Here is a 12,015-nt window from a genome sequence, read left to right on the forward strand (position 1 = left end):
CACCTGTAGAGCCTCGGATAAGGTGATCTTCTACAGATGTAGAAGACTCTGGGGGTCAGGCATGGGCAAGGCGGCAGTGGTGGTCGGCGGGGGCATCGGCGGGCTCGCCGCCGCGATCGGCCTGCGCCGTATCGGATGGGACGTGACGGTCGTCGAGCGCGCGTCCACGCTCGACGACGCCGGAGCGGGCATATCCCTGGCCGCCAACGGCCTGCGGGCCCTGGACGAACTCGGCGTCGGGGACGCGGTGCGAAGCGCCTCGCGCGGCCAGTACAAGGGCGGCACCCGCACACCGGACGGCGGCTGGCTGTCCCGGATGGACGGCGCGGTGCTGGAGAAGGCGGTGGGCACCCCCATCATGGGCATCGCCCGCTCCACCCTCCACCGGCTGCTCCGCGAGGCCCTGCCCGCCGAGTCCCTGCTGATCGGCTCCCAGGCCGGCCCGGTCCGGCAGACCGGCCCGGGCACGGTGCGCGTCGACTGCGGCGGCACGGTCCTGGACGCCGACCTGGTCGTCGCCGCCGACGGCATCGGCAGCGCGGTGCGCGGCCTTCTCTTCCCGGCCCACCCCGGACCCGTCTACAGCGGCTCGACGGTGCTGCGCGCCATCACCCGGCAACCGGTCGAGCTGCGCACCGACTTCGAGCTGACCTGGGGGAGGGGCGCCGAGTTCGGACACATCGCCCTGCGGGACGGGCGGGCCGAGTGGCACGCCGTCCTCAGCCTGCCCGCCGGGACGCGCTTCGCCGACCCGCTGGCAGAGCTGCGCCGACGGTTCCGGGACTGGCACGACCCGATCCCCGCGCTGCTCGACGCCACCCGTCCCGGCGCCGTGCTGCACCACGACGTCGGGGAGATCCGCACACCGCTCCCCTCGTACACCGCCGGCCGGATCGCGCTGCTCGGCGACGCCGCGCACGCGATGACCCCGTTCCTCGGACAGGGCGCCTGCCAGGCGCTCGAGGACGCGGTCACCCTCGCCGCCGCGCTCGCCACCGAGCCCACGACCGAGGCCGCGCTCGCCCGCTACGACGCGGAGCGCCGGCCGCGCGCCCAGGCGGTCGCCCGCGCCGCCCGGCAAGCCGGACGGCTGGGCCAGCGGCTCTCCCACCCGCTGGCCGTCGGCCTGCGCAACACGGCGATGCGGCTGACACCCTCCCGCGCCGCGACACGCATGATCCTCCGGCACCACGCCTGGACCCCGCCCCGGCTGGGCTGACGCGGCCGCGCCCCGCGGCGAGCGGTGTACGGGGGCGGCACCTCCCCTGGTGGCGGGCGTGGAGCGGCGTCCGCGCTCGTACACCCGGCCGATAGGCTGCCGGTGCACAGCGGGCGATCGATGGAGGAGGACCGGTGGGCGTCGAGGGCCCCTTGTCGCGGATGCCCCGGATGCGGCTCGACGAGCTGCTGGAGGAACTGCAGGCGCGCATCAACGCCGCCCGCGGAACCCGCGACCGGGTGCACAGCCTCCTGGAGGCCGTCGTCTCCGTAGGCCGGGAACTGGACCTCTCGCAGGTGCTGCGGCGCATCGTGGAAGCCGCCGCGCTGCTGGTCGACGCGCAGTACGGGGCGCTCGGCGTGATCGGCCCCGACGGGCGCACCCTGTCGCAGTTCCTCACCGTCGGCCTCACCGACGAGGAGATCGCCAGGATCGGCCCCCTCCCGGCCGGCCACGGCATCCTCGGCGAACTCATCCGCAAGCCCGAGCCGCTGCGGCTCGGCGAACTGAGCAGCCACGAGGCGTCGTACGGCTTCCCCGCCCACCATCCGCCGATGCGGACGTTCCTCGGCGTGCCCATCCGCGTGCGCGACGAGGTCTTCGGGAACCTGTACCTCACCGACAAGCGGGGCGGCCAGGACTTCGACGCCGAGGACGAGTCGGTGATCGCGACCCTGTCCGTCGCCGCCGGCGTCGCCATCGACAACGCCCGCCTGTACGAGGCGTCCCAGCGCCAGCAGCGCTGGCTGCAGGCCAACGCCGAGATCACCCACAATCTGCTCTCCGGCAGCCCGCGCCTGCGCGTCCTCGAGCTGATCGCCCGCCGCGCCCGGGAGATCACCGGGGCGGCGCTCGCCGACGTGACCGTGCCGGTCCCCGGCACGCAGGACCTGGTGGTCGAACTGGCCCTGGGCGCGGGCGGCGAGCGCCGCCGCGGCCTGGTCGTCCCCGCCGCCGGCACCCTGTCCGGGGCCGCCTACGAGGCGGGCGCCCCGGTCACCACCACGGGCCTCGCCGACGACGAGCGCTACGCGGCCGGACCCCGCCGCTTCGACGGCATGGGCCCCGCCGTCGCCGTACCCCTGGGGACCGAGGCGCACGACACGCGCGGCGTCCTGCTGCTCGCCCGCCGCCAGGGCGAACCCGTCTTCACGGAGGGCGAGTTGCAGCCGCTGCTGGCGTTCGCCGGGCAGGCGGCGCTCGCCTTGGAGCTGGCCCAGCGCCGTACCGACGCCGAACAGCTCGCCCTGCTGGAGGACCGGGACCGCATCGCCCGCGACCTCCACGACCTGGCGATCCAGCGCCTCTTCGCCACCGGTATGACGCTGCAGAGCGCCGCACGGCTCGTCCGGCACGAGGGCGCGGCCGAACGCGTCACCCGCGCCGTCGAGGACCTCGACGAAACCATCAAGATCATCCGCTCGACCATCTTCGGACTGCGCGCCCGCGACGAGGACGCCGGGCCGAGCCTGCGGGCCCGCGCCGCCCGCGCGGTCGGCGAGGCGGCCGACACGCTCGGCTTCCCGCCCCGCCTCAGCATGGAGGGCCTCCTCGACACGGACGTGCCGCCGGAGGTGGCCGAACACGTGATGGCCGCCCTCACCGAGACGCTCAGCAACGCCGCCCGGCACGCCCACGCCACCCGCGTCGAGGTGTCCCTGCAGGCCACCGCCGACGAGGTCGTCCTGACGGTGACGGACAACGGCCGGGGCATCCCCGAGGGCGGCAGGCGCAGCGGCCTGCGCAACCTGGAGGAACGCGCCCGCGCCGTGGGCGGCACCCTGCGGACCGGCCGCCCGGACGGGGGCGGCGCCCGCCTCGTGTGGCGCGCCCCGCTCACCCGCGGCGACGCCTGACCCACCGCCTGCCCGCCGGGACCGGGCACCGGACGGGACCGGGCACCGGACGGGGAAGGGCCTGCGCGGGACCGGGATCGTGCCGGCCGAGACGTGCCGACCGTGATCGTGCGGGACCGGCAGCGTCCCGTGGAAGGCCCCGTACGGGCAGGGTGCCGGTACGGGACGGGGCCGCGCCCCGCGTGTCGACCAGGCCCCCTAGACCGTCAGCCGCAGTCCCGTGACGAGGTCGGGGCGGATGCGCAGGGCCGCGTCCGCCGCGGGGACCGCCACCCACGGCCGCAGCCGGGCGGCGACCCGCGCCAGTTCCCCGGCGTCCGTGATGCGGTGGGCGTAGCCGGTGACGACCACGCTCCAGCCGAGATGCGTCTCCGGGTCGATGGCGTCCGCCTCGTACGCCACCACCACCCCGCCCGTGTCGGTGGGCGCCACCACGGAGGCGAGCGTCGCGCCGTCGTGCAGCCGCACGACGATGTCGTCGCCCTCCATGAGGTGGTTGACCGGGCGGATCGCGGGGAGCGCGTGCTGCGTGAAGACGATCCGCCCCAGCGAGACCGTGCCCAGCAGCCGCAGCGCCTCCGCGCGCCCGAGGTGGGCCATGCGCCGGGGTGCCACCGTCTCCCGGTGGCCGGCCACCGTTCGCTGCGTGGCTGCGTCGTTCATCGTGCCCACCTTCTGTTCCGGCTCCGCGTCCGCCCCGTGAGGGTGCCTTCCGGCCAGGGTGCCGGGGCGCCATCTGCCGCGACAGGGCCGAACGGACCCCTTCGGGACGCGAGCGGCGACCCGAACGGCGGGCACCCGCGGCATCAGGGCCGAACGGCCCTGGCCGAACGTCCCGCCGGACGGGCACGATGCGGAGGATGCCCCTTCCCCGGGGTCCAGGCGGAACGACGGAGAGTGCGATGACGGACAGCAGCGGCGGCCCCGGCGAGAAGGAACCGGTCAGGGTCTTCCTGCTCGACGACCACGAGGTGGTGCGCCGCGGGGTGCACGACCTGCTGGACGCCGAGCCGGACCTCACCGTGGTGGGGGAGGCCGGCACGGCCGAGCAGGCGCTGGCGCGCGTCCCCGCGCTGCGGCCCCAGGTCGCCGTCCTCGACGTCCGCCTCCCGGACGGGGACGGCGTGAGCGTCTGCCGCGAACTGCGCTCCCGCATGCCGGAGCTGGCCTGTCTGATGCTGACCTCCTTCGACGACGAGGAGGCCCTGCTGGACGCGATCATGGCTGGGGCGTCCGGGTACGTGCTCAAGCAGATCACCGGGACGGACCTGGTCCACGCCGTGCGCACGGTCGCGTCCGGACAGTCGATGCTGGACCCCGGCGCCACCGCGCGCGTGATGGCCCGCCTGCGCGGCGGTGCCGAACAGCCGCGGGAGCAGGCGCCGTCGACGCTGGCCGGGCTGACGGAGCGCGAGCGGGAGATCCTGGCGTTGGTGGGGGAGGGGCTGACGAACCGGGAGATCGGCAAGCGGCTCTACCTGGCGGAGAAGACCGTCAAGAACAACATCTCCCGGCTCCTCGCCAAGCTGGGCGTCGAACGCCGCGTCCAGGCCGCCGTCATCGCCACCCAGGCCCTGGGGACGCCCGAGGAGCGGGGCGGAACCGCGCCGGGCCGCGACGGCCGCACCCGCGGCTGACGGCCGGGAAGGGCTCCCGCACCGGGCCGTACGTTCCCCGCACCGGGCCGTACGCCCACCCGCGCCCGGCCGACCGGCCGCCACCGCGAGGCGGTACGTCCCGGTGCGGCCTCCAGGCCACGCCGGGCCCCGGCGGGAGTCCCGGCATGCCGGACGCCCGGCTTCCGGGGGAGGGGAGCCGGGCGTCGGCCCAGGGGCTGGGGGACCCTGGCTCAGGAGGTGGCGTCGGCCAGCCACAGATCGGGGCCGAACACCTCGTAGCGGATGTTCCGCGCCGGTACGCCGCCCCGCAGCAGCCGCCCGCGGACCTCGCGCATGAAGGGCAGCGGCCCGCACAGGTACACGCTCGCGTCGGCCGGTACGTCCACCTCGTCGACCCGCATCAGGCCCGTACGGGCACCCGGCACGCCCCGCGCGTCGCTCTCGTACCAGAACACCGCGTCCGCGTCGGGCAGTTCGGCCACCAGCCGGCCGGTGTCGGCGCGCAGCGCGTGGGCGGCGGGCGAGCGGTCGGCGTGCAGGACCGTGACGGGGCGGGTGGAGCCGGTCGCGGCCAGGTGCTCCAGCATGCCCACCATGGGCGTGCACCCGATCCCGGCGGAGACCAGCACCAGCGGCGCGTCCGAATCGTCCAGGACGACGTCGCCGAACGGGGCCGACAGGGTCAGCTCGTCACCGGCGCCGACGGTGCGGTGCAGCAGGTTCGACACCTCCCCGTCGGGCGCCCCCTCGCCGGTCACCCGCTTGACGGTGATCCTGCGCACCTCGTCCCCGGGCGCCGACGACAGGCTGTACTGGCGCAGTTGGTGCACCCCGTCGGGCATCCGGACCCGCACGCTGACGTACTGCCCGGCGCGGGCCCGCGGCGCGGGGGCGCCGTCGGCGGGGCGCAGCAGGAACGACACGGTGTCACCCGTCTCCTCCCGGCGCTCCACCACCGTCCACTGCCGCCACGGGTGCCCCGGCCTGACCTGTGCCTCCAGGTAGAGCCGCGCCTCCTGGGCGATGAGGGCGCCGGCCATCAGCCAGTACACCTCGTCCCAGGCGGCGGCCACCTCCGGTGTGACGGCGTCGCCGAGCACCTCCGCGATGGCGCCGAACAGGTACTTGTGCACGATCGTGTACTGGTCGTCGGTGACGCCGACGGCCACGTGCTTGTGCGCGATGCGGGCGAGCAGCGTGTCCGGGCGGGTGCCGGGCTCGGTGAGCAGCGCCCCGGCGAACGCGGCGATGGACCCGGCGAGCGCCCGGCGCTGGGCGCCGCCGGCCTGGTTGCCCCTGTTGAACATGCCGTCCAGCAGCTCGGGGCGGTCGGCGAACATCGTGGCGTAGAACCGGGTGGTGATCTCGTCCAGCGCCCCGCCGACGGCAGGCAGGGTGGCCCGGATCATCGCGGCCGACTCGGCAGACAGCATGACGCTCCTGGGGGAAAGGGGGAGTTGGAGGTGCCGCGCGGTGGCGGGACTCCGGCAGGCACTCCCTGTGTAGCAGCCCCGCGCACGCCCCGGTCCGGTCCCGCCGGTCGGCGGGACCAAGGGCCCGCCGACCGGGGCCTTCCGGACCGGAGCGCGTCCAGCGGGCCGGGACACAGGGCCCCGGGGGGCCGGACGGGGAGGGGCACGTCGGCCCCTGCGTGCGGGCCGTCCGGCCTCCGTCCCCGCGGCGCGAGGGCTACGCCGGTTCGCCCGACATCGCGGCAGCCATCCGCAGGTGCGGGGCCGCCTCCGCGTGACGGCCCTGCCGCTCCAGGGTGCGGCCGAGCATCAGCCGGGCGTACCCCTCGACGGGGTCGCGCTCCAGCACCGCCCGCAGCTCCGTCTCGGCGCGCTTGAGCTGGGCGGAGTGGTAGTAGGCGCGGGCGAGCAGCAGCCGCTGGGCGGTCTGCCCGGGGAACTCGGCGACCAGGCCGCGCAGGATACGGGCGGCGGTCTGGTACTCCTTCGCCTCGAAGAACATCTGGGCGCGGTCCCACCGGTCGGCGGCCGTGCCGAACTCGAAGTACGTCTCGCTCACTGCGCTCCCTCTCTGGTACGCCCTCGCCGGGCTGCGGTACGGGGAACGCCCGCTGATCGTTGAAAATTCCACTACCTGTCGCCCCCGGGCCCGGAGCGCGTCCCGCCACCCCACCCGTTCGGCCGCGTCCGCCGTCAGCGCCCTGTGAGCGCTCTCACCCGTCACGGTGGCCCCCGGCACGTCCCGCCCTCCGTCCTAGGGGGCGGCGGGCACCGTAGCCGTATGCGTACCTCTCGCCTCGCCCCCGTGATGCTGGCCGCCCTGCTCGCGCTCGCCGGATGCACCTCCGTGCAGGGCCGTCCCCCCGCCCCGTCACCCGCCGCGGACGACGCACCCGCGGCGGGGCGCCCCTCACGGCCGGTTCCGCCCGCCGCGCCCCCGGCGCCGGCGGCACCGCGCGAGGAGCTGGCCGACGCCGGACCCGGCCCGTCCCGCGCGGCGGCCTCCCGCCGCGCCGCCGAGCGGCCGCCCCGGCCGGCCGACACGCGTGACGCAGCGCCGGGGCGGGACGGGCGCCCCGCCGCCGGGGACGACCCGGGCGCGCAGCGGCCCGCGCCCCTGCCCCGGCCCGCCGTGCGGCAGTCCGTCCAGATGCGCGACCTGTGCCAGGCGGCGCGGGGCACCGTGGACCCCTCCCTCGCCGAACTGTGCCGCCGCACCTACGGCTGACGCCCCTTCCGCCCCGGCGCCGGAATCCCGGCCTCCGCCAACTGCCGCCGGAACGCGGCGAATTTCAAGATCGAAGAATCCGTCTCCCCCGGTAGTCTGCACGGGATCCCACGGTCGTGGTGTTCCCGCGTTCACTTCGACACCGCCTCCGCACAAGGGATGTGACGTTCCCACACGACGAAGGAAGACCTCCATGCTCCGTGCCCGTCCCCGGTCCGCCTGGACGGCCCTCGGTCTGACCGCCGTGCTCGGCGCCGGCCTGCTGCCGCCCGGCACGGCGGTCGCCGCCATCGGCACGCCCGACACGGCCGGCACCCACGCGCACACCGTCCAGATCACCGTCGGCGACCCCGCCACCGCCCGCGGCTGCTCCGGCACCCTGATCGCCGCCCAGTGGCTGCTCACCTCGCAGAGCTGCTTCACCGCCACGCCCGGCACCGGTGTCGCACCCGGCAAGCCCCTGGAGCCGGTCAAGGTCACCGCGGGAACCGGCACGTACACGATCGCGGAGCTGTTCCCCCGCGACGACCGCGATGTGCTCCTCGCGCGGCTCGACCGCGAGGCCACCGGCGTCACCCCGGCCAGGCTCGCCGACGGCGGCGCCCCCGCCGCCGGGACCGCCCTGACCGCCGCCGGCTTCGGCCGTACGAAGACCGCCTGGGTCCCCGACCGGATCCACACGGCGGCCTTCACCACCACCTCCGCCACGGCGACGGAGCTCGCCATCGAGGGCGCCCAGACCGGCGACGCCATCTGCCAGGGCGACGCGGGCGGCCCCGTCACCGACGCCTCCGGCGCGGTGGTCGCCCTCGCGAGCCGCTCCTGGAAGGCCGGCTGCCTCGGCGTCCCGGAGACCGAGACCCGCAGGAACGCCGTGGCCTCCCGCGTCGACGACCTCCGCCAGTGGGTCGTCGACGTGCGGGCCGCGCAGCCCGGCTGGAAGTCCCGCACCTTCGTCCAGACCGACCAGGGCCTCTACCAGGGCGTCCGGCTCGCCGACGGCACGTGGGGCGGCTTCCGCGACGTCCAGGCCGAGGCGGGCAGCATCGGCGGCGTCCTCGCCTCCGCCCGCGCGGTCGCGGCGGCGGGCCTCAGCCGCGACACCCACGTCCTCGCCATCGACGCGGCCGGCAAGCTCCGCCACGCGATACGCCGGGGCGACGGCACCTGGACCGCGTTCGGCGACGTCGGCGCGGTCGCCGGGACCCTCGGCAACGTCCAGCAGGTCTCCGCGGTCTCCATCGGCCACGAACTGCACGTCGTCGCGCTCGCCGGCAACAAGGTGTTCCACACCCGCCGCGACGCCGCCGGCCAGTGGACCCGCTTCGGCGACGTGGCCGGCGCCGCCGGACCGATCGGCGCGGTGACCTCCGTCGCCACGGCGAGCGTCGGCGGCAATCTCCACACCGTCGCGGTCACCGGCGGCAAGCCGTACCACACCGTCCGCGACACCGGCACCGGCCGCTGGACCGGCTGGGGCGACATGACCGGGGCAGTCGGCGTGACCGGACCGGTCTCGTCCGTCGCCATCGCCGGGGTCGGCACCGACGCGCACGTCGTCATCGCCACGGACAACGGGACGAAGCAGTACCACACCGTCCGCAACGGCGCGGGCAGCTGGACCGTGTACGGCAACCTTTCCGGCGTCTGGGGCACGGTCACGGCGAGGTCCGTCAGCGCCGCGCACGTCGACGGCGAACTGCAGGTGGCCGCCGTCACCGCCGACGGCAAGGTCCTCCACACGACCCGGCACGCCGACCGCACCTGGGCCCCGACCGTCCCGGTCGCCCTGACCGGCGCGGCCGGAACGCCCACCCACCTGAGCGTCACCGGCATGCTCTGACCGCACCGCGGCCCCCGCCCGCGCCGCACGGCCGGCACCGAGGCGGCGCGGGCGGCCCGGGGCCCGTGGACCGCCGCACCCGCCCGCGCCGTACCGGCCTATGCCGGCCGGCCCGAGCCGCCCGGCCGGTACGGAGGCGGCGCGGGCGGCCCGGAGCTCAGGCCGTCGCGACCCGCCCGTCCCGCAGCTCCAGCCGGTCGCCGGTGAAGCCGCCCCGGAACCGGCGGTCGTGCGACACGGCCACCACCGCGCCCCCGTACCGCGCCAGCGCCTCCTCCAGGTCCTCGACGAGACCGGGCGAGACGTGGTTGGTGGGCTCGTCCAGGACCAGCAGGTCCACCGGGCGGGCCACCAGACGGGCCAGCTCCAGCCTTCGCTGCTGGCCCGCCGAGAGCGCGGCCACCGGCACGTCCAGGTCGTCCTCACGGAACAGCCCCAGCGCCAGCAGCTCGTCCGCGTACTCCTCCGGCAGCCCCGGGCGCCCCGCCGCGTACGCCGCCAGCAGCGACCCGCGCGACGGCACGGCGGGAAGCTCCTGCGGCAGGTACCCGACGCGCCCGGTGCGGCGGACCGTACCGGTGTCGGGGCGCAGCTCACCGGCGAGGACGCGCAGCAGCGTCGACTTGCCCGCGCCGTTGGGGCCGGACACCAGCAGACGCTGCCCCGCCCCGATCCGCAGCCGCGGCAGCCGCAGCCGGTCCGCCACGACGACGTCCGCCAGCTCGGCGACCACGCCCCCGGGCACCGCCTCGCGCATCCCCCCGGACGCCCCGGAAGGCACCGCCCCGCCCGGTACGGCCGCGCCCACCGCCGCCGCGCCCACCGCCGCCGCGCCCGGCGCCGCCCCGTCGGGGACCGCGCCGTCCACCGCAGCCCCACCCCCGAGGCGTGCCGTGAACCGCAGCGGCTCGGGCGGTGCGGGCACCGGCGACCGGTGCAGCTGCTCCAGCCGCACGCGGGCGGCGCGCACCCGGCCCGACAGCTTCGCCTCCGAGGAGCGCCGGTGCTTGCCGAACCCCTCGCGCGGGTCCTTGCCGGTGGCGGCGAGCCGCTGCCCCGCGGCCTCGACCAGCGCCTCCGTACGGGCCAGTTCGTCCCGCCACTCCTCGTGCTCCCGCACGCGGCGGCGGTGGTCGGCGGCCTTCGCGGCGCGGTACCCGGCCCAGCCGTCGCCGTACCGGTGCACTCCCCGCGTGTCCCGGTCGACCTCCAGGATCGCCGTGGCGACCGCCTCCAGGAACGCCCGGTCGTGGGTCACCGCCAGCACGGTCCCCCGATGGGCGCGCAGCCGGTCCTCCAGCCACCGGACGGCCGCGAGGTCCAGGTGGTTGGTCGGTTCGTCGAGCAGCAGCAGTTCGGCGCCCGAGGCGAGGACGCAGGCCAGCACCAGGCGCGACTGCTCGCCGCCGGACAGCGAGCCGAGTGTCCGGTCCCGCGCCAGCCCGCCCACACCGAGGCCGTGGAGCGCCGCGTCGACGCGGGCGTCCGCCTCGTATCCGCCGCGCTCCTCGAACAAGGTCAGCAGCTCGCCGTACGCGTCGAGCCGTTCGGGGGTCGCGTCGGCGAGGCCCGCCTCGGCCTCCCGTATGCGCCGCTCGAGCGCGCGCAGGTCGGCGAGGGCGAGGTCGACCGCGTCCTGCACGGTGCGGGAGGGCGGGAGCGCCAGGGTCTGGGCGAGATGCCCGACACCGCCGGGGAAGCGGACGCTGATCTCACCGGAGTCGGGCCGGTCGAGGCCGGCGAGCAGCCGCAGCAGGGTCGACTTGCCGGAGCCGTTGTCGCCGACGATCCCGACGCGCTCGCCGGGGCGGACGGAGAAGGACACCTGGTCGAGGACGGTCCGCGGGCCGTACGACTTGGCGACGTCCTTGACGGACAGCTGAGAGGGGGCGCGGTCGCGCATGGTTCTTTCCCTGAGTGGAATGCCTGGGCACAGGCCGGGTTCATGGGCCTGGGGAAGGGGACGACGGCGTCGCCGCGACGGCCTGAAGGCCGGCGGTCACCGCGTGCCCGCGCCCGGAATCAGAGAAAGAAGTAGTACGAACCCATGGACCCGAGTCTACGGAAAGCGGCGCGCCGGCGTCGAAGGGTTTACGCGCGGACCGGTCGCGCTTCAGCGCAGGAACGGGGCGAGCGCGTCGCGCAGCGCCGGCAGGTGGGCGAAGTCCTCGGGTCCGGCGAACCGGTGGTCGGCGTAGTCGAACCCGGGCGTCACCACCTCCGCCACCAGGGCGTGGTCCGCGCCGCCGACGAGTCGGGACGCCTTCCACACCCCGCCGGGCACGGCGAGGAACTGCCGGTCGCCGGTGCGCAGGGCGGTCCGCTCCAGTCGGCCGTCCGGGGGGAGGGTGACGTACTCGACCGGGCCGCCGTCGAGGAGGAAGTGCAGGATGTCGGCGCGGTTGCGGTGGAGGCGGCCGACCGGCTGGTCGCGGGTGAGCAGGTAGTGGATGGACGTGGCCGTCGGGCGCGGCCCGTGGGCGGTGGCCACGACCTGGGGGCTGGTGTAGATCCGCCGGAAGTACCCGCCCTCGGGATGCGCCTCCAGGCCGAGTCGCTCTCTCCAGTCCGGCACGGCCGCCCCGCCCTCCGCCACGCGTACCGCCTCCCGCCCTCCGCCGCGCGCACCCACCGCGCGTATCCGCACGCGCGGTCGGCCGCGTATCCGCCGCGCGTATCCGTCACCGTACGCGTCCCAGGGGCGGGCACCGGGCCGACCCGCCGGAGCGCCGCGGGCATGCAGCCAACAACCCGACGTGGGCGCCAAGTTGTGAAGAC

At 76.1% G+C, this 12,015-nt stretch carries 10 protein-coding genes; 5 read left to right on the plus strand and 5 right to left on the minus strand.

What is annotated here, in order from left to right:
* The first annotated feature begins 61 nt into the window (after positions 1-61).
* Both ACSUPT_RS28425 and ACSUPT_RS28430 read left to right on the plus strand, forming a co-directional pair.
* The gene (locus ACSUPT_RS28425) at positions 62-1,219 is read left to right on the plus strand and encodes an FAD-dependent monooxygenase (protein ID WP_351966078.1); all 1,158 of its coding nucleotides are present in this window, start codon (positions 62-64) and stop codon (positions 1,217-1,219) included.
* A gap of 161 nt (positions 1,220-1,380) precedes the next feature.
* On the plus strand, positions 1,381-3,075 hold the full coding sequence (locus ACSUPT_RS28430) for a GAF domain-containing protein (RefSeq protein ID WP_436946279.1): 1,695 nt from the start codon (positions 1,381-1,383) through the stop codon (positions 3,073-3,075).
* Between the two features lie 198 nt (positions 3,076-3,273).
* Here ACSUPT_RS28430 and ACSUPT_RS28435 read toward each other — a convergent pair whose 3' ends face one another.
* Positions 3,274-3,738 carry a pyridoxamine 5'-phosphate oxidase family protein gene (locus ACSUPT_RS28435; RefSeq protein WP_403503639.1) on the minus strand — a complete coding sequence of 155 codons (465 nt, stop codon included), beginning with the start codon at positions 3,736-3,738 and terminating at the stop codon, positions 3,274-3,276.
* Positions 3,739-3,977: 239 nt separating this feature from the next.
* On the opposite strand from ACSUPT_RS28435, the gene ACSUPT_RS28440 reads away from it, so the two are divergent.
* Positions 3,978-4,712 carry a response regulator transcription factor gene (locus ACSUPT_RS28440; RefSeq protein WP_361659574.1) on the plus strand — a complete coding sequence of 245 codons (735 nt, stop codon included), beginning with the start codon at positions 3,978-3,980 and terminating at the stop codon, positions 4,710-4,712.
* Positions 4,713-4,924: 212 nt separating this feature from the next.
* Here ACSUPT_RS28440 and ACSUPT_RS28445 read toward each other — a convergent pair whose 3' ends face one another.
* Together ACSUPT_RS28445 and ACSUPT_RS28450 are read right to left on the minus strand one after the other, a co-directional pair.
* Complete coding sequence (locus tag ACSUPT_RS28445) at positions 4,925-6,127, minus strand: globin domain-containing protein (RefSeq protein WP_361659571.1); 1,203 nt, start codon at positions 6,125-6,127, stop codon at positions 4,925-4,927.
* Positions 6,128-6,383: 256 nt separating this feature from the next.
* Positions 6,384-6,725, minus strand: coding sequence for a tetratricopeptide repeat protein (locus ACSUPT_RS28450; RefSeq protein WP_351966074.1), 342 nt, complete (start codon positions 6,723-6,725; stop codon positions 6,384-6,386).
* Between the two features lie 222 nt (positions 6,726-6,947).
* Between ACSUPT_RS28450 and ACSUPT_RS28455 the strand changes: the two genes are divergently transcribed.
* The gene (locus ACSUPT_RS28455; RefSeq protein WP_361659568.1) at positions 6,948-7,394 is read left to right on the plus strand and encodes a hypothetical protein; all 447 of its coding nucleotides are present in this window, start codon (positions 6,948-6,950) and stop codon (positions 7,392-7,394) included.
* A gap of 193 nt (positions 7,395-7,587) precedes the next feature.
* Complete coding sequence (locus tag ACSUPT_RS28460) at positions 7,588-9,237, plus strand: trypsin-like serine protease (protein WP_436946066.1); 1,650 nt, start codon at positions 7,588-7,590, stop codon at positions 9,235-9,237.
* Between the two features lie 157 nt (positions 9,238-9,394).
* Here the strand turns inward: ACSUPT_RS28460 and ACSUPT_RS28465 are convergent, their stop codons facing one another.
* Positions 9,395-11,140 carry an ABC-F family ATP-binding cassette domain-containing protein gene (locus ACSUPT_RS28465; RefSeq protein WP_436946067.1) on the minus strand — a complete coding sequence of 582 codons (1,746 nt, stop codon included), beginning with the start codon at positions 11,138-11,140 and terminating at the stop codon, positions 9,395-9,397.
* Between the two features lie 210 nt (positions 11,141-11,350).
* Positions 11,351-11,812: a cupin domain-containing protein gene (locus ACSUPT_RS28470; protein WP_365729122.1), complete on the minus strand. Its 462-nt coding sequence runs from the start codon at positions 11,810-11,812 to the stop codon at positions 11,351-11,353.
* Positions 11,813-12,015 lie beyond the last annotated feature (203 nt).

The sequence above is a fragment of the Streptomyces sp. SudanB25_2051 genome, from assembly GCF_964272635.1.
Lineage (GTDB): Bacteria > Actinomycetota > Actinomycetes > Streptomycetales > Streptomycetaceae > Streptomyces.